The organism is Bacillus sp. MM09(2025) (assembly GCF_050496725.1).
Lineage (GTDB): Bacteria > Bacillota > Bacilli > Bacillales > Bacillaceae > Bacillus > Bacillus pumilus.
This window is the reverse complement of record NZ_JBNWEN010000004.1, coordinates 693,951-718,370: the sequence shown is the minus strand read 5'-3', so window position 1 is coordinate 718,370 and position 24,420 is coordinate 693,951. Positions and strand designations below refer to the sequence as shown.

Annotated in this window: 24 protein-coding genes and 1 tRNA gene; 19 read left to right on the top strand and 6 right to left on the bottom strand. The window is 42.4% G+C overall.

Annotation, left to right across the window (positions count from 1 at the left end):
* Window positions 1-58 precede the first annotated feature (58 nt).
* Together ACQYAC_RS10090 and ACQYAC_RS10085 are read right to left on the bottom strand one after the other, a co-directional pair.
* On the bottom strand, window positions 59-499 hold the full coding sequence (locus ACQYAC_RS10090; protein WP_391509982.1) for a ribonuclease: 441 nt from the start codon (window positions 497-499) through the stop codon (window positions 59-61).
* A 232-nt stretch (window positions 500-731) separates the two neighbouring features.
* Complete coding sequence (locus ACQYAC_RS10085) at window positions 732-1,709, bottom strand: 2-hydroxyacid dehydrogenase (protein ID WP_429943224.1); 978 nt, start codon at window positions 1,707-1,709, stop codon at window positions 732-734.
* Window positions 1,710-2,261: 552 nt separating this feature from the next.
* Between ACQYAC_RS10085 and ACQYAC_RS10080 the strand changes: the two genes are divergently transcribed.
* Together ACQYAC_RS10080 and ACQYAC_RS10075 are read left to right on the top strand one after the other, a co-directional pair.
* A complete protein-coding gene (locus ACQYAC_RS10080) occupies window positions 2,262-2,843 on the top strand; it encodes a beta-class carbonic anhydrase (RefSeq protein WP_061410273.1) in 582 nt (193 codons plus the stop codon).
* Window positions 2,844-2,880: 37 nt separating this feature from the next.
* Window positions 2,881-4,503: a SulP family inorganic anion transporter gene (locus tag ACQYAC_RS10075; protein WP_429943223.1), complete on the top strand. Its 1,623-nt coding sequence runs from the start codon at window positions 2,881-2,883 to the stop codon at window positions 4,501-4,503.
* A 28-nt stretch (window positions 4,504-4,531) separates the two neighbouring features.
* On the opposite strand, the gene ACQYAC_RS10070 is transcribed toward ACQYAC_RS10075, so the two are convergent.
* Window positions 4,532-4,861 carry a MazG nucleotide pyrophosphohydrolase domain-containing protein gene (locus ACQYAC_RS10070; RefSeq protein WP_058013624.1) on the bottom strand — a complete coding sequence of 110 codons (330 nt, stop codon included), beginning with the start codon at window positions 4,859-4,861 and terminating at the stop codon, window positions 4,532-4,534.
* Window positions 4,862-4,997: 136 nt separating this feature from the next.
* Between ACQYAC_RS10070 and ACQYAC_RS10065 the strand changes: the two genes are divergently transcribed.
* Window positions 4,998-5,576, top strand: coding sequence for a TIGR00730 family Rossman fold protein (locus ACQYAC_RS10065; protein WP_058013625.1), 579 nt, complete (start codon window positions 4,998-5,000; stop codon window positions 5,574-5,576).
* Window positions 5,577-5,635: 59 nt separating this feature from the next.
* Here ACQYAC_RS10065 and clpP read toward each other — a convergent pair whose 3' ends face one another.
* A complete protein-coding gene (gene clpP, locus ACQYAC_RS10060) occupies window positions 5,636-6,232 on the bottom strand; it encodes an ATP-dependent Clp endopeptidase proteolytic subunit ClpP (protein ID WP_024719872.1) in 597 nt (198 codons plus the stop codon).
* Window positions 6,233-6,460: 228 nt separating this feature from the next.
* On the opposite strand from clpP, the gene ACQYAC_RS10055 reads away from it, so the two are divergent.
* The 10 genes from ACQYAC_RS10055 to abc-f all read left to right on the top strand — a co-directional run bounded on the left by ACQYAC_RS10055 (window position 6,461) and on the right by abc-f (window position 17,069).
* Complete coding sequence (locus tag ACQYAC_RS10055; protein WP_050944247.1) at window positions 6,461-6,766, top strand: TM2 domain-containing protein; 306 nt, start codon at window positions 6,461-6,463, stop codon at window positions 6,764-6,766.
* Window positions 6,767-6,883: 117 nt separating this feature from the next.
* A tRNA-Arg gene (locus ACQYAC_RS10050) sits at window positions 6,884-6,959 on the top strand.
* A 779-nt stretch (window positions 6,960-7,738) separates the two neighbouring features.
* Window positions 7,739-8,290, top strand: coding sequence for a hypothetical protein (locus tag ACQYAC_RS10045; protein ID WP_429943222.1), 552 nt, complete (start codon window positions 7,739-7,741; stop codon window positions 8,288-8,290).
* Window positions 8,291-8,672: 382 nt separating this feature from the next.
* Complete coding sequence (locus ACQYAC_RS10040) at window positions 8,673-9,842, top strand: macrolide family glycosyltransferase (RefSeq protein WP_429943221.1); 1,170 nt, start codon at window positions 8,673-8,675, stop codon at window positions 9,840-9,842.
* Window positions 9,843-10,162: 320 nt separating this feature from the next.
* Complete coding sequence (gene nikA, locus ACQYAC_RS10035) at window positions 10,163-11,794, top strand: nickel ABC transporter substrate-binding protein (protein WP_429943220.1); 1,632 nt, start codon at window positions 10,163-10,165, stop codon at window positions 11,792-11,794.
* A 15-nt stretch (window positions 11,795-11,809) separates the two neighbouring features.
* Complete coding sequence (opp1B, locus tag ACQYAC_RS10030) at window positions 11,810-12,739, top strand: nickel/cobalt ABC transporter permease (RefSeq protein ID WP_058013630.1); 930 nt, start codon at window positions 11,810-11,812, stop codon at window positions 12,737-12,739.
* A gap of 5 nt (window positions 12,740-12,744) precedes the next feature.
* Complete coding sequence (gene opp1C, locus ACQYAC_RS10025) at window positions 12,745-13,632, top strand: nickel/cobalt ABC transporter permease (protein WP_429943219.1); 888 nt, start codon at window positions 12,745-12,747, stop codon at window positions 13,630-13,632.
* Window positions 13,595-14,413 (top strand): ABC transporter ATP-binding protein, encoded by an 819-nt coding sequence (locus ACQYAC_RS10020; RefSeq protein WP_429943218.1) that lies wholly within the window; start codon window positions 13,595-13,597, stop codon window positions 14,411-14,413. Before opp1C ends, ACQYAC_RS10020 begins: the two co-directional genes overlap by 38 nt.
* Window positions 14,407-15,177 (top strand): ABC transporter ATP-binding protein, encoded by a 771-nt coding sequence (locus ACQYAC_RS10015; protein ID WP_429943217.1) that lies wholly within the window; start codon window positions 14,407-14,409, stop codon window positions 15,175-15,177. Before ACQYAC_RS10020 ends, ACQYAC_RS10015 begins: the two co-directional genes overlap by 7 nt.
* Before the next feature lie 332 nt (window positions 15,178-15,509).
* Window positions 15,510-17,069: a ribosomal protection-like ABC-F family protein gene (abc-f, locus tag ACQYAC_RS10010; protein ID WP_429943951.1), complete on the top strand. Its 1,560-nt coding sequence runs from the start codon at window positions 15,510-15,512 to the stop codon at window positions 17,067-17,069.
* A 14-nt stretch (window positions 17,070-17,083) separates the two neighbouring features.
* Here the strand turns inward: abc-f and ACQYAC_RS10005 are convergent, their stop codons facing one another.
* A complete protein-coding gene (locus ACQYAC_RS10005; protein WP_429943216.1) occupies window positions 17,084-18,493 on the bottom strand; it encodes a polysaccharide deacetylase family protein in 1,410 nt (469 codons plus the stop codon).
* A 321-nt stretch (window positions 18,494-18,814) separates the two neighbouring features.
* Between ACQYAC_RS10005 and ACQYAC_RS10000 the strand changes: the two genes are divergently transcribed.
* The 4 genes from ACQYAC_RS10000 (at window position 18,815) to ACQYAC_RS09985 (ending at window position 22,129) form a co-directional block, all read left to right on the top strand.
* A complete protein-coding gene (locus ACQYAC_RS10000) occupies window positions 18,815-19,843 on the top strand; it encodes a FecCD family ABC transporter permease (RefSeq protein WP_199800820.1) in 1,029 nt (342 codons plus the stop codon).
* Window positions 19,840-20,841: a FecCD family ABC transporter permease gene (locus ACQYAC_RS09995; protein ID WP_429943215.1), complete on the top strand. Its 1,002-nt coding sequence runs from the start codon at window positions 19,840-19,842 to the stop codon at window positions 20,839-20,841. The genes ACQYAC_RS10000 and ACQYAC_RS09995 overlap by 4 nt, the downstream gene beginning before the upstream one ends.
* Window positions 20,842-20,859: 18 nt before the next feature.
* The gene (locus ACQYAC_RS09990) at window positions 20,860-21,765 is read left to right on the top strand and encodes an iron-hydroxamate ABC transporter substrate-binding protein (protein WP_429943950.1); all 906 of its coding nucleotides are present in this window, start codon (window positions 20,860-20,862) and stop codon (window positions 21,763-21,765) included.
* 139 nt (window positions 21,766-21,904) lie between these two features.
* Window positions 21,905-22,129: a phage holin gene (locus tag ACQYAC_RS09985; protein ID WP_058013638.1), complete on the top strand. Its 225-nt coding sequence runs from the start codon at window positions 21,905-21,907 to the stop codon at window positions 22,127-22,129.
* An 88-nt stretch (window positions 22,130-22,217) separates the two neighbouring features.
* On the opposite strand, the gene slrR is transcribed toward ACQYAC_RS09985, so the two are convergent.
* The gene (gene slrR, locus ACQYAC_RS09980; RefSeq protein ID WP_058013639.1) at window positions 22,218-22,688 is read right to left on the bottom strand and encodes an HTH-type transcriptional regulator SlrR; all 471 of its coding nucleotides are present in this window, start codon (window positions 22,686-22,688) and stop codon (window positions 22,218-22,220) included.
* Window positions 22,689-22,945: 257 nt separating this feature from the next.
* Between slrR and ACQYAC_RS09975 the strand changes: the two genes are divergently transcribed.
* Window positions 22,946-23,677: a YveK family protein gene (locus tag ACQYAC_RS09975; protein WP_429943214.1), complete on the top strand. Its 732-nt coding sequence runs from the start codon at window positions 22,946-22,948 to the stop codon at window positions 23,675-23,677.
* Window positions 23,667-24,350 carry a CpsD/CapB family tyrosine-protein kinase gene (locus ACQYAC_RS09970; protein WP_169055742.1) on the top strand — a complete coding sequence of 228 codons (684 nt, stop codon included), beginning with the start codon at window positions 23,667-23,669 and terminating at the stop codon, window positions 24,348-24,350. The genes ACQYAC_RS09975 and ACQYAC_RS09970 overlap by 11 nt, the downstream gene beginning before the upstream one ends.
* Window positions 24,351-24,420 lie beyond the last annotated feature (70 nt).

Sequence of the window (24,420 nt, the reverse complement as noted above, 5' to 3'; positions counted from 1 at the left end):
TGCAAGCAAATATCATAAAAAAGACAGCTCATCGTATTAGGCTGTCTTTTTTCAATGATCAACGAATACGCGTGAATGTCGCGTAATGGTCTGTTGTTTTATAAATGAGCCAGTCGCTTGAATACACGAGGCGGTCAGCATTGCGGAAGCCTGAGACGTAGTTGATATCGGCCTCGCGCCATGTTCTGCCGCTTGCTGAAGGAAGACGTCCCTCCCGGTTAGAAAATATATCTCCACCGATGCTTTTGCCTGGGGCAACCTCTGCTAGATTTCCCTTTGATGCCACCCATCCAAGCGCACTTGCTTGTGATTTTGTGATGTAGTTATCGGGAAGTCGTTTGTAGCGAATCAAATAATCTGCTACACCATCAAACGTATTAATGACGGCAAGGGTATGAACATCTGATGTCAGTTGAATAGAAGCTGTTTCATTTGTGGCGGTCGGTGTAAGTGGTGTTTCAGCATAGGCTTGCTGCGGAATAAAACCAGAAAACAGAATAGCAGCGATCAGAGCAAACATAGTAAAAACCGAACTGATTTTTTTCATCTTCATCCTCCTATTAAGGAAATCGGAAGCTGTCCTCTTGATGCTTGTCTACCTCATATTATAGCACCCGAACATGAAGGAAATGTAAAGAAACAGGATCTTTGCTAAAATGAGGCTTTTCTCCTGATACCCTTCTGATGAAATAAATAAAAAGACGCAGCTCTGAATTCTGCGTCTTTTCCGATTAAGATGAAGCAAGCTCTTTTACAATATCTACAGGGGCTTTGCCATCAATTCCATGAATCACATTATGAATGGCTCGTTTCAGCATAAGATCCCGCGTTGTTTCAGTAGCGGAACCGATGTGAGGAACAAGGGTGACATTGTTCATTTCTTTGAAAGGATGATTCTCCTGAAGCGGTTCCTGTTCAAAGACATCAAGACCTGCGCCTTTGATCCATCCCTCTTGAAGCGCTTGAATGAGGCTTTTTTCGTCCACTGTTTTCCCGCGGGAGATGTTTACGAATAAAGCCGATTGCTTCATTAACTTCAATTCTCGTTCACCAATCATATGATACGTTTCATCGGTCAGCGGTGTAATCAACACAATGATATCAGCTTGCTTTAGCAGGTCATCAAGTGTGCAATATAAAGCGCCATATGACGATTCAGCCTTTTCATTCCGGCTGCGGTTATGGTACAGGACATTCATATCAAAACCATGTGAAGCTCGTTTGGCGACTTGCTCTCCGATTCGTCCCATGCCAATAATGCCAAGCGTTTGATGATGGACATCGATGCCAAAGATATCCTCTTCCTGTACAAATTTCGTCCATTTCCCCTCACGGATAAAACGATCAAGCTCGGCAATTCTTCGCGCAGAGGAAAGAATGAGTGAAAATGCAAGGTCAGCCACAGTATGGTCGAGTGTATGAGGCGTGTGTGTTCCAATTACGCCTCTTTGCCTCATCACTTCTATATCGAAGTTGTCATAGCCAACGGAGTTGTTGCTCACTACTTTGAGTTTTGGTGCATGATCTAATAGCTCTTGATCGATTTTCGTCCCAGACGTTAAAAGACCATCAGCATGCTGCAGTTTTTGAAATAAAATATCTTTTGGAATGGGGTCTTTTGATTGCCACACCTCGTATGTACAATGTTCCTTTAGTATTTCCTCAAATGAGGCAGGTAATGGTTTGGCGACAAAAATGTGTGGTTTCACTGTCAACTCGCTCCTCTCACATGATCATCTTGCTCCTTTTATTATAAAGCAACTATTTAGGCTAAACACGTCTGAAGGTTATCTGCTCAATATTTAATATACTAAAATAACGGAAAAGAGAGACATTTTCTTAGTGAAAAAGGTTATTCATATGCCATCTGATGCATTTTTTACTTAGATGGAAATCAGCTAATGGGAGATGTGACATATGAAAAAGCCGGTTTTTCTGAGAGATATCTGACAAACTGGAAAAAAGATCGAGATTTTTTGATAGAAAAATGATTATATTTGAAACATATTAAACGGGAAGGTCACTTTCTACTAAACCATTTCATCGTCTTTTGCCGAGCAGAGAACGATAGATTGAAAGGAGGACCGCGTCCCCCTTGCGATGAAGCGTAAATGAGAGAAAATGATACCATTTCTTCTCATCGTTTTCTCATTTTTTTCTTTTTTTTCTATCATTTTTCATCTTTATGCTTGAGAACACACGAAAGAAAAGGAGGACGGGCAGTAGCTTACATGATTTATAAAAAGATGGGAGATGGCAAGATGCGATCAAAATTAGAACAGATTCTTCAGCACAATTCAGAGTTCGTACATGAGAGACATTATGAGCCTTACAAAGCGGGGAAATTTCCTGAAAAGAAACTCGTTATATTAACTTGTATGGATACACGTCTTTTGGAATTATTGCCGCAATCCATGGGGCTGCGCAATGGTGATGCAAAGATCATTAAAAATGCGGGCGCGATCGTCACACATCCTTTTGGCAGTGTGATGAGGAGTATTCTATTAGCTATCTATGAGCTAAAGGCAGAAGAGGTATGCATTGTAGGACATCATGAATGCGGAATGGCAGGTCTTGCGGCAGAGCCTTTACTTGAAAAGGCGAAAGCACGCGGCATTGAAGAGAAATGTTTGAGCATCGTGAAAAACTCAGGAGTTGATTTAAAGGGATGGCTGACAGGCTTTGATTCGGTTGAAGAGAGCGTGTCTCAAAGTGTGAAATTGGTCAAAGAGCATCCATTGATGCCAAGTGATGTGTCTGTTCATGGACTTGTCATTCATCCAGCAACGGGAAAACTGGATGTCGTTGTGAAAGATAAACAGATTGACGCGCAGTATACCTAAATCATCTACACATACTTGAAGGAGGCCAACACATACCATGCGTTTTTATGGAAGATTTGAAGGATATGATTCATCAAAGTTTAGACGTGATTTAATCGCTGGGCTTGTCGTGGGCGTTGTGGCAATTCCTTTAGGCATGGCTTTTGCCATTGCATCTGGTGTCGGACCAGAATATGGATTATACACAGTCATCGTTGCCGGCATTTTGATTTCATTGTTTGGTGGTTCAAAGTATCAGATCGGCGGGCCGACTGGGGCGTTTGTTCCGATTTTATTTGGTATCGTCAGCCAATACGGTATCGAAAACTTACTCATTGCCGGTTTTATGGCAGGGTGTATGCTTGTATTATTCGGGATATTCAAGCTAGGGAAGCTCATGAAATTTATTCCTCGTCCGGTTATCATCGGCTTTACTGCCGGCATTGCTGTCATTATTTTTTCAGGGCAGATTGCCAACTTCCTCGGATTAAAGGGTGTTGAAAAGCATGAAAGCTTTTTCCTCAATATGAGAGAAATTGTGGTCCATCTCGGTACCACAAACAGTCTTGCCATCATTACAGCTGTGATTGGGCTTATTGTGATTTTGGCGGCACAAAAATACATTCCTAAAATACCTGGTGCTCTATTAGGTCTATTGGCTTCAACGTTTCTAGCTGTTCTCTTTTTTCAAGGACAAGTTGAAACGATCGGCTCGGCTTATGGGGAAATTCCTCGTCAACTGCCAAGCTTTGCTTTTCCTGAAGTAACGATTGAAAAAATGATATACCTCCTCCCTCCAGCGATTGTCATTGCGCTTTTAGGCGGCGTGGAATCAATTTTATCCGCAATGGTCGCAGACAATATGAAAGGCTCAAAGCATGACAGCAATAAGGAGCTAGTCGGGCAAGGAATTGCCAATATGGCGGCACCGCTGTTCGGAGGAATTCCGGCGACTGGGGCGATTGCCCGTACGGCAACAAATATTAAAAATGGCGGAGTAAGCCCGATTTCAGGTGTCGTGCATGGTGTCGTCGTCTTGCTCATCTTAATGCTGTTTGCACCATATGCGTCGATGATTCCACTTGCTGCGATGGCACCGATTTTGATGTTTGTGGCTTGGAATATGAGTGAGAAAAAAGAGTTTATCAATATTGTAAAAGTGAAAAATGCGGATTCACTTGTACTTGTTGTGACCTTCCTGCTGACGGTCATCGGTGATTTGATTATTGGCGTCACCGCTGGGCTCATTTTAGCCTTTATTGCTTTTATCAAGAAAATGAGCCAGACAACGAGCATTCATCCAAACATTGCGGTTCCCCAAATGGAAACAGCAGCTGCTTTAGAAAAACAGACAGACCAGCAAGGCATCAGTATGTACGCCATTGAAGGGCCATTGTTTTTCGGAACAACAGATTCACTCGAAAACTCGATTCTGGACCATGTTCAGACAAAGCCGAAAACGCTCATTCTGCTCATGAATAAAGTCAATTATATGGACACATCAGCAGAAGCGGTGCTGATGAATATCTCCAATCGGTTAAAGCATCATAATGGTAAGCTGGTGATTGTCGGCCTTCAATCACAGCCGAAAGAGCTTTTGCGTCGGACAGGTCTTTTCCATCATATTGGAAAACAGCATTTCTTTGAACGAACAGATGATATTTCACCACAGCATCTATAAAGGTGGAAAAAAGCACGTGACGATGTGGTCACGTGCTTTTCAGTTCTGAAAAACGCTTTGTGAGTTTCTGTTGATGAGAGGAGAAAATCTCTTCTACTGTGACATCATAGAGATCCGCTAAAATGAGTAGATTTCCTAATACATCTCCCATTTCTTCAACGAGTTCTTTCTTCAACTCAGCTGAGTTTTGTTTTTGCTCGTCAGGCCGGTCACGTCCGATTTCGATGGCTCTAACAGCGCGAGCGAGTTCGCCTGTTTCTTCCATCAGGAACCCTAATCGGATAAACGGTCCGTATTCTGTCCAATTTCTCTTTTTGTAAAAATCCTTGATCCATTTCTCCATCTCATTTGTTTGCATTCTCTTTATACAGCTCCTTATATGGTGTGCACCTTTTGATTTTACACTATATATAGATGAAGCGGCTGTTTTTTAAAAAACAATTATAGTAGAATGAGTGGGTGAAGTAATCATAGAGAGAGATGGAGCTGTTTTGATGAAAACGATTTGTGTGTTTGCTGGTTCGAATCCAGGCGTGAAGGACGTCTACAAAGAAAAGGCTGTAGAGCTGGGAACTTATATGGCAGAGCAAGACATCCGTCTTGTATATGGCGGTTCACGAATTGGATTGATGGGTGCCATTGCAGATGAGGTCTTAAGACATGGCGGGCAAGTCATTGGGGTTATGCCTAAAGGGCTTTTTAGAGGAGAAGTTGTGCATCAAGAGCTGACAGAATTAATCGAAGTAACAGGAATGCATGAACGAAAAGCGAAAATGAGTGAGCTGGCTGATGGATTTATTGCGATGCCAGGCGGCTTTGGTACATATGAAGAATTATTTGAGGTGCTATGCTGGGCACAAATTGGTATTCACCAAAAGCCAATCGGCTTATATCAAGTGAATGACTATTTCAATCCGCTCATAGACATGGTGAAGTTTAGTATACAGGAAGGTTTTTCGAATGAATCACATCTCCAATTGTTACATGCCTCCAGCGAACCGGAGGAATTAATCACGCAGATGTCTTCTTATCGAACACCAACTCTTCAGCAGAAATGGACGGAGCTGTCGTAAAGCGTGTTTTCAACACAAAAAACCGTCTGTTCAAGGAGCAGACGGTTTGTTTTGTCATATTATTTTTGTTCTTCTGAGTTACGGGTCAAGACTTTGTCAATGAGTCCGTATTGAAGTGCTTCTTCCGCTGTTTTGAAGTTGTCACGATCTGTATCGCGCTCAATGACTTCAATTGGCTGACCAGTACGTTCAGCAAGTACTTGGTTCAGTTTATCACGTAAAGAAAGGATTCGTTTTGCCGCAATTTCAATTTCTGTTGCTTGACCTTGGGCACCACCTAGTGGTTGGTGAATCATGACTTCACTGTTTGGAAGGGCATAACGCTTACCTTTTTCACCAGCAGCAAGCAGGAACGCACCCATAGATGCAGCCATACCAATACAAATGGTTGATACCTTTGGTTTAATAAATTGCATCGTATCGTAAATGGCCATACCAGCTGTAATTGAACCGCCAGGGCTGTTAATGTAGATAGAAATATCTTTTTCTGGATCTTCAGCTTCTAAGAAAAGCAGCTGTGACACGATGGAGTTGGCAACATTGTCATCAATCGCAGAACCAAGCATGATAATACGGTCTTTTAAAAGACGAGAATAAATGTCGTAAGCTCTTTCCCCACGATTTGTTTGCTCAATGACTGTAGGTATTAAATTCATAATGTTCCTCCTTCACCTTTTAGGTAAGTATGTAATTCAATGATACATTTTTGGTCAATAAAGGTCAAACAAAACGCAATCAAAAAATTCGACAGCCACATGTTATTTTTCCCAAAAATTCATTTTCTTAAACCATGGAAAAGTTTTAAAAAAATATGGTAAAACTTTCTGTTACGAGGTAATATTACCTATGTTATTATTATATATAGTCAGAAAGAAGGAAAAAGAGTGGATAATCTTTTGGAGAAAAGTAGCTTGACTGATCAACAGCGTATTGTTGTATCAACTGAACTTCAAGCCAAAAAAAAGTCGAAATTAGTTGTATTTATTTTGTGGTGGTTCCTTGGAGCGATTGCCGTTCATCGTTTTTATCTTGATGAAAAGAAAGGCTATGCAGTGACCATGCTTCTACTAGGATGGTTGACATTGTTCATTTGGCCATTTATTGATGGAATCATTTGTCTTGTCAAAACAGTGGATGAAGTAAATGAAAACATGGAACGAAAAATTATTGCATCTGTTAAAAGTGCATAAGTCGACATGTCTGCATCTTTTCGGTGCAGGCTTCTTCTTTGAAGTCATCAGAATATCATTGCTTTCTTGCAGCATTTCCCTTATAATTTGATATGCTGACGTTCAAAAACATATCGTGCGCTCGTAGCTCAGTTGGATAGAGCGGTGGTTTCCGGTACCACGTCTGCCGGGGGTTCGAATCCCTCCGAGCGCGTACTTGACCTTGTCTAAGATTGATAAAGGTCCTTTAAAACCCCCTCTTCAGATGGAGAGGGGGTTTTTGTGTTCAATCGTAATTTATCGTTCACTTCCAATAAGGATAGGGTAAGTAAGTGAAAAATGATCATGTTGATCATTGCTAATGATATTTGAGCAGAAAGAGAATGAAAGTGCAAAACGCGAATACACTTAGGGAATTGATAGAACACTTGCGGTTACAAAGCACCCTAAAAGGTTTTTTTTTCATTACTGGTCACTAAAGAGTGAATTTTTATTGGGAAAATTAGAAGGAATGGGCTGCTGTTATCTACGAGTTATCAAGGTGTTAAATCGAGTAGATACTGGAATAGTAGAGTCAGCAGAATCAACTCGATTATAATAAAAATAAACCCCTTTTTACTTTAAGAGAGGGGTTTATTGCTTGTTTTTCAATAGAAAATTAATTCAATCCATACTCGCAGTTGTCTCCATCTACTGAAGAATAAAGCGGGCATACCTACCTTTTTTGATTCTTCTTGTAAATAGCCACAGATATAATTGTAAGAAGAACAATGATAAATCCTATAATTGATACACTATTTTTTATTGTATTGTCATCTACGGTGAAGTTTGTCACTACCATTGCTAATAAGCAAAGAATGATGATTAAATAACTGTATTTCTCTAAAACTTTCACAAAATATCCCTCCAATATGAATCTATAAATTGAAACAGTTAGTATAATATGATATTTTTACCGCGTATGCAAAAATAAACAAGAAAGGGGTATATTGGATGCAAGTTGTTTTTCGAAAGAAGGGCGCTATATGCTTAATAACAGCTCTTTTTCTGTTATTTTCAACGATTTTCACAGCAAATTCAACAGCAATTAGTCCTAATTCAGAGGTGGATGAAGAGTATCAAGAGTTGCTAGAAGTTTTATTGGCGATTGAAGCTTTACCTGACAGCGTTATTGCGGAAGGAGATGGAGCGGTCGTTAAATGGTTGCAAGAGAACTCAAATATCCCTGTTCAACGACATAGTGAAATTGTAACTTTGGGTGTAGTGGGGTGTATATCTGCGGTTGGAACAGCCATTATAACCAATGTTATACCGATAGCAAAAATCGCAAAAGTTAAGTCAGCCATAAAAGCTGCAGGGGGCGCAACAAAATTTGTTAAAACATTAATTCCAGCTTATAAAGCCGCCAGACAGTCTGGAAAGAGTAAGCGGAACGCAGTAAAAATAGCAGTAAATAAAGCCGCGAAAAAAGCTAGCCCTGAAGCAAAAAGAGCACTGCTTGAATTTTTCAATATAGGAAATGTGTATTCAGCGTGCTTTGAATAAATCCTAAAGTATTAAGTTAAAGGTTCTATGACAATAGATGTCTCAGAACCTTTAAAGTTAATAAAGACCTTGGTATCACAATATAGTGTAGTATCAAAGAAAAATAAAGCAGTAAAACAAGAACAGGTTCTTTACTATTAAATCAATGGATATGAATTTATCTATGCAATCCTATTACTATGGAAAGGCAGTCTGCAGAATTTAAAGAAATACTACTTAAAAAATAACAAAGCACATAACTGCGTGCTTTGTTATTTTTTCTGTTAACCTCTTAAATTACTAGCCATAAGACTCATTTCTTCCCTTTACAGGCGTATTTGTTGAGCATGCTGACTGTATATGATTAACATGGAAGAGAATTGACAATGAGGAGGGGTTTCTTGTGGCGAAGATTTTATTGATTACATTTCCTGCTGAAGGGCATGTGAATCCTATGTTAGGGATCATCAAAGCTTGGGCGGATCGTGGAGATGAAGTGCATGCGGTCACAACTGTACATTATGAAGAACGAATCAAACGCTTAGGCGCTCACGTACATAAACATCCAGACTATATTCGGACATTACATGTGGATGAAGGAAATCTCGATTCCATGCAGCCGTTCTTTCATGCCATGTTGCAAACATCATTTGATATTTTAGAGGTGGTGGAAACACTTTCTCAGCAGCATTCATTTGATTTTGTCTATTTTGATATGTTTGGGGCAGGAGAGCTTGTTCGAGATTACTTACAAATTCCAGGGATCGGTTCAAACCCATCTTTTGTGCTGCAAGAGGCGCATTTTGATACACCACTATACAGAAAGGATGAGAAAGCCGATCATCTGTTAGAAAGCATACAAGAGCGCTTTGGCGTTCAGCCAACGCGTTTGATGCAATTTATGAAAAATCGCGGAGAACTGAATATCGTGTATACAAGTGAATATTTTCAGCCGTCTGTTGATGCAGTAAACGACTCATTTGTTTTCATTGGACCGAGCTTTCTAAAAAGGGCAGATCAGCATGATTTCCCGCTGGAAGCACTTGAGCAAGAAAAAGTCGTCTTTATTTCGATGGGCACCGTTCTTGGGGATACAGAAGCATTTTTTAATATGTGTATTGATGCCTTTGCCGATTTTGATGGAAAAGTGGTGCTTGCAACAGGTGAAAAAGTAGATCGATCTCTCTTGAAAGAAGCACCATCTCATTTTCTGATCGAGCCTTATGTGCCGCAGCTTGAAGTGCTTGAGCTGACAGATGTGTTTGTGACGCATGGCGGAATGAACAGTGTCAATGAAGGCATTCATTATCACGTTCCGATGGTCGTCATTCCGGTCGACAAAGATCAGCCGATGGTCGCACAAAGACTGACCGAGCTATCTGCTGCCCGTGCACTTGATAAAGATCAACTGACAGCAAAGCAGCTAAGAGAAACCGTGGAATCTGTTCTGGAAAGTAACACGTACCGTGCTGGAATCGAAAAAATTGAAGAAAGCTTCCAAACAGCAGGTGGAACCGATAAAGCATTGCGGTCGATTGATCAATGGATGAAGACGAAACAGACTCAATCATGAGTCTGTCAGCGTGTAGGCAAACCTTCGCATTTGGTGTCAGTCCTGCGCGCTGGTGCTCACGAATGTCAAATTCGCTCCGCGCCAGTGCTCGTCCTTCCTAGACTTCAAAGGTTTTCTATCACGCTGAAAAGAAGACAAAGGGCTAAAATCAAGATCATTTTAGCCCTTTGTCAACAATCTAACAGACTCAATCATGAGTCTGTTTTTTTGATGAAAAAAGTGATTGTATTCCCCAGTTCTGTATGCTATTATTCAATTCGTAATCATTTCGATTAATAATCGTAATGATTACGATAATATAAAATTTGGGGGACGTACATATGAGTGATCAGCCTGTTTACATAAAGAAAAAGCAATCCTATGTGACATACACCTTGATGCTGTTTTCAGTCATGGCTTGTTTTTTATTAGCCTCATGCTCTGAAAATAAAGCATCTTCCAGCATGAATGACAGAGAAGAAGATGAGCTGGTGTATGCAAGTACAAAAGATATAAGGGATATCAATCCTCATTTATATGGCGGAGAGATGGCCGCTCAAAATATGGCGTTTGAATCACTTGTCGTCAATACAGAGAAAGGTGTTCAGCCTGCCTTAGCAAAAAGCTGGGACATTTCAAAGGATGGAAGGACCTACACCTTTCACCTTCGAAAAGGCGTAACTTTTTCAGATGGCGAGCCTTTTAATGCAAAGGCAGTGAAAATGAACGTGGATGCTGTCGTTAAAAATATTGAAAAGAATGCTTGGCTTAATCTCGTATCCGAAATCAAATCCACAAAGGCAGTGGATGATGATACATTTGTTCTCACGTTAAAAGAGCCGTATTATCCTACATTAGAAGAACTGGGCTTAACACGTCCCTTCCGTTTTATTTCTCCAAAAAGCTTCATTGATGGAACGACTGCAAAAGGAGTACAAAGCTATGCAGGCACAGGTCCTTATGTGCTAAAGGAACATAAAAAAAATCAATATGCCGTTTTTAAAGCGAATGATCAGTACTGGGGGAAAAAGCCAAACATTTCGACAGTGAAATGGAAAGTCATGCCGGATCATCAAACGATTTTACTTGCCCTGCAAAAAGGAGAAATAGATCTCTTATTTGGAGCAGATGGTGACATGATCGACGGAGACTCGTTTCAGGCTTTAAAGGAAGCAGGTCAATACGGTGTGACCGTGAGTCCACCTGTTGGTTCAAGGTCGATCGTCATCAATTCAAACCAGCCAATGACAAAAGATCCGAAAGTCAGAGAAGCGTTTCAATATGCCATTCAAAAAGAAATGATTACAAAAGGCATTTTAAATGGAACGGAACAGGTGGCACATACGCTGCTTGCCCCGTCAGTCCCTTACGCAGATATCCCGCTGAAAAGGAAAACCTATCAAAAAGAGAAAGCAGAAGCATTACTGGATGAGGCAGGCTGGAAGCTGAAAGAAGACGGCTACCGCTATCAAAATGGCAAAAGGCTGAGTGTCGCCATTTACTATAATTCCGATAATGCAGGCGAAAGAACGATAAGTGAATCGATTCAACAAGATTTCAAGCAGGTTGGAGTCAAGCTGGATATTAGAGGAGAAGAAAAACAGGCATTTTTAGATCGCCAAAAAACAGGGAAATTCGACCTGATGTACTCACTGTCGTGGGGACTTCCTTATGATCCTCAAACCTATGTTTCTTCGTTCCGCGTAGCATCGCATGCTGATTACCAAGCCCAATTAGGGTTGAAGAAGAAAAAGTGGCTGGATGAGACGATTACGAAAGTATTGGTAGAACCAGATGAGCAAAAGCGGAAACAAATGTATCGAGACATCTTGACGTATATTCATGATGAAAATGTCTACATCCCAATCTCTTATTCTGTGACAAAGGCCGTTTATAATAAGCGCCTGAAAGGTATTGGTTTTCATGTGTCACAGTATGAAATTCCCTTTGACCGTATGTATTTTTCGTCATAAAGAGGGGGCGGAGACATGACACGCTATCTCTTAAAACGAATATTGCTGCTTATCCCGCTTATGATGTTCATCACCTTCTTTGCCTTTGTCCTGCTGACGATGCGGGCAAGTGATCCAGCTGAAGTCGCTTTGCGGGTGAATCAAGTCACTCCAACAGAAGACATGATTGAATCGATGCGGCAGGAGCTAGGCTTAGATCAGCCATTTCTTATACGATATGCTACATGGCTTAAAGCTAGTTTAACAGGTGATTTTGGCAGGAGCTATGTTACACAGGAGCCGGTTTTTGATCTTATTATGGAGGCGCTGCCTGCCACATTGCAGCTTGCAGGAGCAGCGCTCTTTTTCATCATTGTGCTGAGTTTGTTATTCGGAGTGGTCTGTGCATATGCTGCGCATACCTGGGTGGACCGAGTACTGCGAGCCTTTGTGTTTATCGCTGCTTCAATGCCTAGTTTTTGGTTAGGGATTTTGTTTATTTGGCTTTTTTCTGTCAAATTCAATTGGGTTAATACGAGTGGTATGGAAGGGTTCAAATCGATTCTTCTCCCAGCTGTCACACTATCACTTGGCTATTTATCCACCTATGTGAGACTGATCCGCAATCAGATCCTGAAATTTCAGCACGAGCCCTTTGTTTTTTATGCGAGAGCTCGCGGATTAAAGGAACGAGCTGTTCAATTGAAAGTGATGAGACATGCGCTTCAATTAGCGGTGACAGCACTTGGTATGTCTATTCCAAAGCTTATAGCAGGCACGGTTATTATTGAAAATCTTTTTGCTTGGCCAGGGGTTGGCCGGTTGTGTGTAACAGCTATTTTTCACGCTGATTTTCCCATTATACAAGCCTATTTATTTGTGATGGGGTTCCTTTTTGTTGTGTGCAACCTCATCGCTGATGTTGTGCAAATGACCATGAACCCTCAGCTGCGAAAGGAGGCGTGAGACGGGTGATAGGTTGGCAACAATTAAAAAAAGACCGTATGGCTGTTCTTTCTATCTGGCTGTTAGTACTTGTCGCTTTAGCAGGGCTGCTGGCACCAGTGTTCGCACCACATGATCCAACAGAAACGAACATTCTTCAAAAATATGCCGGCATCAGCCTGACTTATCCGCTAGGAACGGATCAGCTCGGGAGGTGCGTATTGTCACGACTTTTATATGGGATTCGCACCACAATGCTTGCGGCGATACTGACGATGTGCATAACGATGCTCATTGGCAGCACACTTGGACTCATGGCAGGCTTCTTTCGAGGAAAAGTGGACGGCTTGTTGATGAGACTGTGTGATGTCATGCTCTCCTTCCCGGCAGAAGTGATGATTCTAGCGGTTGTCGGGATACTGGGGCCTGGACTGTTCAATATTATTTTGGCAAATGTCCTAGCGAAATGGGCTTGGTATACAAGGATGATTCGTTCGTCCGTTCTGCAATATGCGAATGAACCATCTGTTCAGTTTGCAAAAGTGTCTGGCGGCGCCCCATTTTACATCCTGAGGAAGCATTTATTTCCGCGCATTTCAGGAGAAATTGCTGTCTTTGCGACACTTGATGCGGGCTGGGTCATTTTAAATATATCTGCTCTGTCTTTTCTTGGATTAGGTGTGAGCGCACCTACCCCGGAATGGGGGATGATGCTCAACGAAGCGAAAAATGTCATGGTGACCCATCCAGCCCATATGCTTGCGCCTGGACTCGCCATCTTATTTGTGGTCATGGCGCTGAATTTTTTAGGAGACAGCCTGCAGCAGGCTACGACCCCTGCGATGTATCATCACAATAAGAAGGGAGCGAGACCATTTGCCTTTCATCGACGTAAAAAACCTGTCCGTACATGATCCAGTTCAACAAAAGAGTATCGTGGCGAACATGACGTTCTCCCTACAGCAGCAACGCTGTTTAGCCGTAATTGGAGAAAGTGGAAGCGGAAAATCAACCGTCGCAACAGCGTTAATTGGCTTGATTCCACCCTCGCTAGAAGTGAAGGGAGCGATCCTATTTGACGGCGAAACATTGACAACACAGGCAGCTGAGCAGTGGCGAGGCAAGCGAATTGGCTTCATCTCACAGGATGCGATGAATGCGTTCAATCCCATCGAAACCATTGGTCATCAAATGTTGGAAACGTTCCAGCGGCATTTGGGCTTACACGGAAAAGAGGGGAAAGCACTTGCCATCGCGGGGCTGGAGCGAGTTCATTTAAAAAATCCAAAAGAATTGTTGAAGCAATATCCTTATGAATTATCTGGCGGTATGCTTCAGCGAGTGATGATTGCGATCACGATGATGCTTTCTCCTGATGTGATTATTGCCGATGAGCCAACTGCGTCGCTTGATGCATATAATCGGCGTGAAGTCATCATGCAATTACAGAGGCTGAAAGAAGAAACAGGCGCGGCCTTGATCATCATTTCGCATGATTTAGGCGTCGTTCAGGCGATCGCTGACGAGGTGTTGGTGATGCATCAAGGGGAGATGCTTGAGCATCGCCCAGCTGAGAAGGTATTCACAGCGCCTGAGCATCCCCAAACGAAGCATTTACTTGAGACGAGACGCCGATTATCTGCGTCCCTTGAAACGCTGCGGCAGCAGCAGAGAGCGAGGGCATTTCCATGCTGATCACAGCTGATAGCCTCATTAAATATGGAGAGAAGAAAGGTTTCTTTTCTCGGCAAATGCGGTCAAAACCACGCATATCAAACGTCTCGTTTCAAATCGAAAAAGGACAATGTGCCGGGTTGGTCGGTGAAAGCGGCAGCGGTAAAAGTACATTGGCACGAATCCTGCTCGGTTTAGAAAAAATAGATGGCGGCAAGGTGCAGATTGAGGGGAAGTCAGCTGACACATGGCGGAAGGTGAATCGAGGGAAAATGAGTGTTGTCTTTCAGGATTATCGCTCTTCAGTTCACCCTTCCTTTACGGTGAAAGAGATCGTTGCTGAGCCTATGCGATTGTTAAAGCAGGAAAAAAATGTGGATCAGAAGATTTTATTGTTGCTTGAACAAGTCAGACTACCCTCTTCTTTACTAAATCAGTATGCTCATCAGCTAAGCGGCGGTCAGCTCCAGCGAGTGTGCATCGCGCGAGCCATATCAACGCATCCATCCATTCTCATACTAGACGAAGTCCTGAGCTCACTAGATGTCTCTGTTCAGGTGCAAATATTGGAGCTGCTCGAGACATTAAAACAAGAGCTAGACATGACCATCATTATGATTACTCATGATATAGAAGCGGCAGTGTATTTATGTGATCGTCTCCTATTTTTACATGAAGGAAGCATAGTGGAAGAATGCAAAAAGGATGAACTGCTTGATGCGGTCCATCCATTTACGCTGAAATTAATGGACTCACTTATGCCATATCAGCTTGACAAAAAATAACCAATCTTTTATTGTAAACGTAACAAACGACGGAAGGGTGACCCAATGCAATGAAGTACTAATCCTATGACCTGTAAGCAAAATGAAAAAACGAAGGCAGTGAGCAAACGATTGGTTTGCCATGTTTGCTGCGTTTTCATTTTTTAGCTTCGGAATAGGATGGTACAGCTTGGGAATCAAAGAATGAGGAGATTGATACGGGGGATGTGTGTGTTCAGATAGGAACGGCACGTCATCCGAAATTGATCCGCTTATTTTTGTACACCATTTTGCCTCCTATTCTGAGAATGGGAGGCTTTTTCATGTCTCCTGATACGAAAGGAGAGGGTTGGATGTTAGTAAAGGCCAATCAGTTAAAAGTGTTTCGAAAAGATCGATTGTTATTTGATATTGAGGAACTTACCATCCATCAAAGTGACCGCATTGGACTTGTCGGGGCAAATGGAAGCGGGAAAACGACATTATTACACGTGCTCACGGGGCAAGAGAAACCAGACAGTGGCACGTTTGCTGCCACAACGACCTGGACACTGCTTCCTCAGTTAAAACAAGCGGATGGCACACAGAGTGGTGGTGAGATGACCCAGTCTTATATTGAAAGAGCGTTAAACCGTCCTTCTGCCCTTTTATTAGCAGATGAACCAACGACTCATTTAGATACAGAGCACATTGAGTGGCTGGAAGAGAAGTTGAACAATTATCAAGGAGCCCTTATTGTCGTTTCACATGATCGTGCTTTTTTAGATGCGGTATGTACGGAGATTTGGGAGCTGGATCATGGACGGCTCAATCAATACAAAGGCAACTACACGCAATTTGCACAGCAAAAAGAGTTAGCGCATCGTCAACAGGTGGAAGCGTACGAAGCTTATACCCAAAAGAAAAAACAGTTAGAGCATGCGCTGGAAAAGAAAAAGAAAAAAGCCGACAAAGCGACAAAGCCATCCCAAAAGCTGAAATCATCAGGACCAAAAATTGCAAAGCCCTACTATGCAAATAAGCAAAAAAAACTGCAAAAAACAGCCAAATCGATTGAAACAAGAATGGAGAAATTAGAAAAGGTTGAGAAAGTAAAAGACATTCAGCCCATTCAAATGACGCAGCATTCAATGAAAGAAGTAGCGAGCCGTACCATTTTGCGAGTGAAAAATGTAGATGGCAAGGCGGGCGATCAATTGCTTTGGAAACAGGCGAATGTGGAAGTGAGAGGCGGGGACAAGGTCGCCATCATTGGCAAGAATGGGAGCGGAAAAACGACATTTCTCCGAATGCTGGTGAATGGACATCCCGGAGTTTCTCGCTCAGAAGCTGTCAAGCTCGGCTATTTTCGTCAGGATCTTTCAGGATTAAAGGTAGATGAATCGATTTTACAAAATGCGCTGAAAGAGGCAGTTCAAGATGAGACAGTAGTACGAACGGTTTTAGCGAGACTTGGATTTCGAGGAGATGACGTGCATAAACCTGTTGGGGTATTAAGCGGGGGAGAACGGGTGAAGACCATGCTGGCGTCCTTGCTTGTCAGCGATGCCAATGTCCTCATGCTGGATGAACCGACGAACTTTCTAGATCTGGCGGCAGTTGAAGCGCTTGAAGGTCTATTAAAGGATTACCCTGGTACTGTTGTGTTCGTTTCCCATGATCGCAGACTGGTTGAGAAGGTGGCGACTCGCATTTTTCATGTTCATGAAAAGCGTATTGAAGCATTTGATGGGACATATGAAGCGTATAAACAAAAAGACGACAAACCAGCTGTTACCCAAAGAGAAGAGGAGCTGCTGTTAATTGATTTACAGCTGTCTGAAGTGCTCAGCCGGTTAAGTATTGAGCCGTCTCAGGAGCTGGAGGAGACATTTCAAGCATTATTGAAACAAAAGAAATCTTTGGAGTCATAAAGAACACCCCTGTGTTATTGCACAGGGGCTTGTTCATTCCGTTCTTTTTTTAATTGATCAAGTTCACTGACCGTGACGAGCTGATAGCCTTGTTTGGTGAGTTCATGAATGATCTTCACTGCTGCTTGAGCTGAGCTGTCATAAATATCGTGCATCAACACCGTTCTGCCATCTGCTGCATGTGAGAGAACGTGGTTTGTGATCTGCTGGCTGTTGCGAATTTTCCAATCCTCAGGATCAACATCCCATAAAGAGACCTTCATCCCAACCGCTTGATTGATGTCTTGATTTGTTCCACCATATGGCGGTCTAAAGTGCGTAGGTAAATACCCGCTCGCTTTCTCAATCAGCTTCTGAGTGTCCTTCACTTGTTTTACCGCCTCCTTTAAAGGCAGTCTTGTTAATAAAGGATGACTGTAAGAATGGTTTCCGATTTCATTCCCGCCTTTTAGAATATCGGCAAGCATACTAGGATAATACTGCACCCTGCTGCCTAATACGAAAAAGGTCGCATGTCCTTTATTTTCCTTCAGTGCTTCTAAAATCTTTGAGGTGGTCGCTGGGTTCGGACCATCATCAAATGTAAGGGCAATGGCTTTTTTATTTGGATCAAGCTTTGATTTTTGCGGCAGCTTGACGGCTTTTCTTTTCGGATTTGGTTCTTTCATTTCATTTTGATTCTTGGTTTTATTCATATATTCTGGCTTCAATATATCTTTTAGCAACGTCTTTTTAATTGCGAGTGTTTGCGGACCAAGATCTTCGCCGGCTACTTGAGATGCTGGGAAATAAAATTCTACATATTTCTCTTTCAAGGCAAATTGACTGAAGTTTTGAGCAGTAGGGGCAGTTCCTTTCTGAAGGAGCGTCTGATCCTTAGATAACGTTTTGTCCTTTTGAAGCTCCGAATATGTAATGTAGGATAATTTCTTCAAAAAGTTGGTTTTAGGCAGAAATAAATCTTTTGTGTCAAGAAAGGTTTTTTTCTGAAAATCATAGTTGATCGTGAGATGATTGGTGGTCCCATTTTGCTGACCTGTATAGGTATAAGTCGTAAAGCGAATCGCAGCAGACTGCTTCGCATAATGCACCATATCATAATCAATATTCAGTTCAAAGCGTTTGTTTTCATCGACGTCCTTGGCTTCACTAAACGTCTTTTTGAAATGCTCTAAAGCTGAATTGGCGTAGCTTTGAATCTTGTCATCTAGCTCTTTTTGATGAAAAAGAGGATAGTTGACTGCATATCTCATAAATTTCCCGTCATTTACGAGAGTAACGATCTCGACGTTTTTATAGTTCGTATCCTGCTTTACATTTTTCTTCTCGGTCCCACTTGCTTGTTGATTCTGAAAGAAAGCAACGATTCCAATGACGATCGCAAGTGCAAATAGGCCGATACTCCATTTTCCCTTTAGTGACACAACGTTCAAATCTCCTCTCAAGACGGGCCATTCTTTATCAGTTTGACATCTGTTTGTAATATTTTTATAATATTTGACTTACTTTTGTAATTTTAGAGGATATTCAGGCGGAATGTCAACTATTTTCCTATTAAACTATGAGAAAAAGTGATAGGCCGTTTCAAACGAGCAAAGACACTGTATGACACGGTCACCTGAATACCTTCATTAATTAAAAAATAAGGCGTACATTGATTTTTGAGAGGCAGGCAGATATAATTTTGATGATTATGATTCTCATTTTCAAACAGACTTTTAATGAAGAAAAGGATGACACCGATTTTGCAGGATAAGCGAACACCTCAACAAAAACGATCATCATATATTCTGTTCTTTTTGATATTTTTTCTCGCCGTCATTGGTTTGGCGGCTGCCATGTTTTTGGCTGTGTCATATGGTGCCAAAACATTGTCTCTGCAAACGGTTTGGACAGCTGTATTTGACTATCAGCCAGATGTCACAGAGCAGCAGATCATCCATGAATTGAGACTTCCACGTGTTTTAGGAGCGGCTCTTGTTGGAGCGGCATTTGCCGTAGCGGGTGCGCTCATGCAGGGGATCACAAGAAACCCTCTGGCCGATGCGGGGATTTTGGGCATCAATGGAGGTGCGATGTTCGTGGTCGCTCTCTGTTTTGCTTTTTTCCCAGGCATCCCTTATTCGGCACTGATGTTGTTTTCCTTTATTGGTGCAGTGCTCAGTACGCTGCTGATCTTTGCGATTGGTGCGGCTGGCGGCGTTTTGACACCACTGCGCTTAACTGTAGCAGGGGCCGTTGTGGCTGCATTGCTTCATGCACTTAGCTCTGGAATCGCGATTTATTTTGACTTAAGTCAGGACCTTGCGTTTTGGTATGCAGGCGGAGTGGCTGGTGTGAAATGGCCGCAGCTGACAATTCTTGCTCCGGTCATTCTCATAGTGATCGTCTGGGCGATGCTATTAGGACGGTCACTGTCGCTACTGTCGCTTGGTGAAGATGTGGCGGCAAATTTAGGGGTGAAAACGCGACAAGTGCGAATACTAGGAATGGCAGCTGCTGTATTATTAGCGGGGGTTTCTGTATCAGCAGTCGGCTCCATTGGGTTTGTCGGTCTTGTCATCCCGCATATCGCACGAAAGCTGGTTGGTGTTAACTATCGTTTCGTCATTCCGATGTCAGCGATATTAGGCGCGGTGCTGCTTGTCTTTGCTGACCTTGCCAGCCGCACCGTTAATCCACCGCGAGAGCTTGCCATTGGCGTGATGGTGGCACTTGTCGGTGTTCCTTTCTTCTTGTATATTGCCAGAAAAGAAGGGAGGAACCTGTCATGAGAGAGAAACAGCGGGCTCTTGTTGTGACGGTCGTTTTGCTTTGTTTAAGTGTAGCTGTTGTGCTTTATAGCTTAAATACCGGTACGCTGAAGCTAAATCCTCTTGTGGTCGTCAAAACGTTATTCGGCTTTGGAGATTTTCAAAGTGAAACCGTGCTGTTTGACTATCGTCTGCCTCGAATCGTAGTAACGATGCTAGCAGGAATTGGGCTTGGTATTGCGGGAGGCATTTTGCAAAGTCTATCTCGAAATCCGCTGGCTGATCCAGGGATTATTGGACTAAATGCAGGCGCCGCATTTGGCTTAATCGTGTTTGTGACGTATTTCCACGCACTAGAAGGTAATCCCTCTCTTCTTATTCCGCTCTTTACATTTGGCGGAGGGCTTCTTGCGGCAGCGGTCATCGTGCTTCTGGCGTATGACCGGCAGGAAGGGCTAGTTCCCATCCGGCTGATTCTAGTAGGAATTGCAGTTGCAGCGGGATTCAGTGCTTTGACGTTATTTTTGTCATTGAAGCTGGATGAAGATACTTACACATTTGCTTCAAGATGGCTTGTCGGCAATGTCTGGGGGAGAGACTGGATTCATGTGTTAGCGCTTCTGCCTTGGATTGTATGCCTTGTGCCGTTCACGCTGAGGCAGTCAAGCACGCTCAATGCGTTGACATTAGGAGATGCTGTCGCCTCAAGTGTAGGTGTACGTGTCCAGCGTCAGCGTCTCCTTTTACTGACCTTAGCTGTTGGTTTGGCGAGTGCAAGTGTTTCAATGACAGGCGGTATTGGTTTTATTGGACTTGTCGCCCCGCATTTGGCAAGGAGGCTTGTCGGCTCACTCCATCAATATTTTTTACCAGTTAGTGCGCTGATTGGCTTGTTGATTTTGGTCAGTGCCGATACAATCGGACGTTCCATCTTTGCCCCAAATGCCATTCCAGCGGGTGTCGTTGTGGCTTTTATCGGCGCTCCTTATTTTCTCTATTTATTAGCAAAAACGAAATAAAACAAGAAAGAGGAACTCATCATGAAAAAATTACTTGTGCTTGGTTTAACACTCTGTTTTATCTTGCTTGCCGCTTGTGGTCAACAGGAAACAAAGAATAAAGCAACTCAAAATGATCATGGAACACCGAAAATTGCTTCCTTGTCTATTCATTTAACGAATGACTTATTAGCTCTCGGCATCAAGCCGGCAGGCTCTGTTGTAGGAGGGGATTTAAAAGATTTCCTTCCGCATGCGAAAAAGCAGTTGAGTGGTACGAAGAAGCTGGGCATCGCAGCCGATCCCGATATGGAGTCGCTGCTTGCATTACAACCAGATGTTATTTACATTGATGAAGAACTAGCTGGACAAGACTTATCGAAATATAAAAAAATTGCCAAAACAGAAGTGTTTAATTTAAATAACGGCACTTGGCGCGATCATTTGAAAAAAATCGGCAAGCTCGTCAATAAAGAAAAAGAAGCCGATCAATATATTCAGGATTACAATCAAGAAGCAAAAGAAGTCAAATCGCTCATCAAACAAAAGATTGGAAACGGAAAAGTAATGGCGATCCGTGTGACGGCAAAGGAGCTTCGAGTATTTAGTATGAAGCGCCCAATGGGTCCAATTTTGTATGAGGATTTAGGCCTCACACCTGTCGATGGTGTGAAGAAACTAGACAGCAAGCGGCCATTTGAAGTGATTTCTCAAGAGGTTCTTCCTGACTATAATGCAGATGCTATCTTTGTTGTCGTGAACCGTGATGATAAAGCCCAGCAAGCATTCAAGCAATTAGAAAAGACGCCGATTTGGAAGGGTCTAAAAGCCGTGAAGAACAACCAAGTTTATCCGATTGCCGATCAGCCATGGCTCGATTACTCAGCACTAGGCAATAAAATGGCATTGGATGAAGCGAAAGAGATGTTTTCTACATCAAAATAAGATGAAATCAGGCATCATTCCTTATATAGGCATGATGTCTCTTTTTTTGATCCGCTCTTCTATTCTTTCGGCTTTTGCATACATATGAGAGAGAACGAGCCGTACCGCCCGTAAAGGGGAAGAAAGGGAGGGGTTACAGTTGGAAGTTCAAAAAATTAGTGCAGGTACAATTGCAAGGTTTGTGCTGCTTTTGCTCGCACTTGTCAACAGTGCGCTAACCGCTGCGGGAAAAAGCCCAATACCTATTGATGAAGAAGGTATTCAGCAATTCATCACGTTAGCCTTTCTTGGGATTACATCTCTCTGGGCCTATTGGAAAAACAATGATATAACGAAAAAAGCACGAACAAAAAAAGCAGAATAAGAGGAAAAAGAGCCTTTTCATGATAAAAGGCTCTTTTTCAGCGAAGCGTTAAACGCCTCTCCCCGCAATTTGACTCTTCCTGAAAGGCTTACGCCCGTCGTTCTCCCATGTTGGCGAGGAATGCTTTTACTTCCTCAATGCTTAAGCCGATGGCCTTCGCTTCACTCATCAGACGCTTCCACTCTGATATATTTGAATCCGTCAACCTTCTATGAGTGACATGTAACGTCCTTTCTTCCTGCTCTTTTCGATACGTTTGGAGCAGCTGATAGAGTTCTTCTTTTGGCATGCCGGATTGGACGGCATTGACGATATGCTCCCGCCATTCATGTTCACCACTCTCAGACTCATGAAACATCAACGTCTCTGCGTCAAATAGCTCTTGTAAATCAATCTCTAGCGAAGAGGATACCTTTTTTAAAAACTGGACAGATGGATTTCTGTGGACACCACGCTCAATCTTACTCAAATAAGATTTAGAAACATGGGCATCTTCAGCCAGCTGCTGAATGGAGTATCCTTTCCTCTTTCGGTAAATGCGTATCACCTTTCCTATCATTCGATCAATGATCTCCCTTCTCCCTGGCGAATCGTAATGCGACCTTTTCGTTCATTATAAGAAATAAATTGTTCTTTATAAAATTCAAAAACGTAAGAATCAGGAAGTAAACAAAAGAAAACGAACGATTTTGTTCTTTAAAAAGAACTATAAGACCTATTATGACATTTTTCTTTGCGGGTATTATCTTTTATAATCCAATCATTAACAAAAAGAAACCATATATAACCTTTTTATGATGAAATCGGGAGGTATCTATGAATGAGAATATAGGTTTTAAGCAGCTGTTTTCTGTCATTAAAGAGAAAATGGCCCTTCTGATCCTGATTGTCCTGATCGTAACGGGCATTTCAGCCTACTATCAGTTCTATGTCTCGACTCCTGTATATCAGGCAACCACTCAAATTCTTGTTCATAAACGCAGCAATGACGCACAAGCAAACTTAAACGATATTCAGATGAACCTTCAATATACACGTACCTTTCAAGTTTTATTGAAAAGTCCAATCGTCATTGAAAAAGTAAAAGAAACACTCAACCTCACAGAATCAGCTGAAGGATTAAAACACAAAATTGCCACAAGTACAGAAAATGAGTCTGAGGTCATTAATATTTCTGTACAAGATGAGGATCGCGCAAAGGCAGTCGCCATCGCAAATACTGCAACAGAGGTGCTGCAAGAAGAAATCAAAAAAACCATGAATATGGATCGCATTAATGTTTTGTCTGAAGCCAAGCTGTCCAATACGATTCTCATGAATTCAAGAAAATTCGTTCATATCGTACTGGCACTAGGCGCCTCTTTATTAGGGGGGATAACACTCATTTTCTTAATGAACCTACTCGATGATACTGTAAAACGAACACATCAAATAAGAGAAGAGATCGGATTGCCGTCGCTCGGCAGCGTCTATCAGATGCAGGCAGACAGGAGGACAAAAAAAGACAAGCAGTCCGTCATAACGGGAGGACAGAACATTGATCTTTAAGAGAAAGAAAAGAGAAAAGAGAGATTTAACCTGTATTTCTGTATTAAATCCTCACTCTGTCATAGCAGAACAATTCCGTACGATCCGAACGAACATCGAATTCACATCAATCCAAACAAGGCTGAAATCCATATTGGTGACATCCTCCTTGCCGAAGGAAGGGAAATCATTTACGGCTGCAAATCTAGCAGCTGTTTTTGCACAGCAGAAAAAGCGTGTGCTGCTGATGGATGCTGATTTGCGAAAGCCGGCTGTTCATGAATATTTTGACCTGAGCCATCACACGGGCTTGACCAATGTGCTATTAAATAATTGCAGCTTGGAGGAAGCCATTTTACCCACACCTATTGAGCATTTAGAGCTGCTTCCGAGCGGAACCATTCCGCCGAATCCAGCTGAGCTGCTCTCCTCTTCTGTCATGAAGCAGCTGTTTTATGAAATTGAACAGCAATATGACATGGTGATTGTTGATTCTGCGCCGCTTCTGCCAGTAGCCGATGCAAAGATCCTGGCGAACCGGACAGATGGGAGCATTCTTGTTGTCTTAAGTGGCAAAACCAAGATAGCTGCAGTGAAGAAATCAAAAGAAGTGTTAGACGGGACAACAGGTAAACTGCTTGGGGCTATGCTAAATGGCAAGAAAGAGAAAAAGGGAAGGCTGTATATGTATTAACAAGATTGATAGGTGATGTCTCCTAATCTTTAACAATGGAGGCACTCGACCCTGCTGTGGGCATGACCAA

Excerpts from the sequence above, each read along its gene's own strand:
- opp1B (WP_058013630.1), top strand. The coding sequence starts at position 11,810 with ATGACACGCTATCTCTTAAAACGAATATTGCTGCTTATCCCGCTTATG.
- ACQYAC_RS10070 (WP_058013624.1), bottom strand. The coding sequence starts at position 4,861 with ATGCAAACAAATGAGATGGAGAAATGGATCAAGGATTTTTACAAAAAG.
- ACQYAC_RS10015 (WP_429943217.1), top strand. The coding sequence starts at position 14,407 with ATGCTGATCACAGCTGATAGCCTCATTAAATATGGAGAGAAGAAAGGT.
- ACQYAC_RS10065 (WP_058013625.1), top strand. The coding sequence starts at position 4,998 with ATGAAAACGATTTGTGTGTTTGCTGGTTCGAATCCAGGCGTGAAGGAC.
- ACQYAC_RS10080 (WP_061410273.1), top strand. The coding sequence starts at position 2,262 with ATGCGATCAAAATTAGAACAGATTCTTCAGCACAATTCAGAGTTCGTA.
- nikA (WP_429943220.1), top strand. The coding sequence starts at position 10,163 with ATGAGTGATCAGCCTGTTTACATAAAGAAAAAGCAATCCTATGTGACA.
- ACQYAC_RS10045 (WP_429943222.1), top strand. The coding sequence starts at position 7,739 with ATGCAAGTTGTTTTTCGAAAGAAGGGCGCTATATGCTTAATAACAGCT.
- abc-f (WP_429943951.1), top strand. The coding sequence starts at position 15,510 with ATGTTAGTAAAGGCCAATCAGTTAAAAGTGTTTCGAAAAGATCGATTG.
- ACQYAC_RS10075 (WP_429943223.1), top strand. The coding sequence starts at position 2,881 with ATGCGTTTTTATGGAAGATTTGAAGGATATGATTCATCAAAGTTTAGA.
- ACQYAC_RS09975 (WP_429943214.1), top strand. The coding sequence starts at position 22,946 with ATGAATGAGAATATAGGTTTTAAGCAGCTGTTTTCTGTCATTAAAGAG.
- ACQYAC_RS09995 (WP_429943215.1), top strand. The coding sequence starts at position 19,840 with ATGAGAGAGAAACAGCGGGCTCTTGTTGTGACGGTCGTTTTGCTTTGT.
- slrR (WP_058013639.1), bottom strand. The coding sequence starts at position 22,688 with ATGATAGGAAAGGTGATACGCATTTACCGAAAGAGGAAAGGATACTCC.
- clpP (WP_024719872.1), bottom strand. The coding sequence starts at position 6,232 with ATGAATTTAATACCTACAGTCATTGAGCAAACAAATCGTGGGGAAAGA.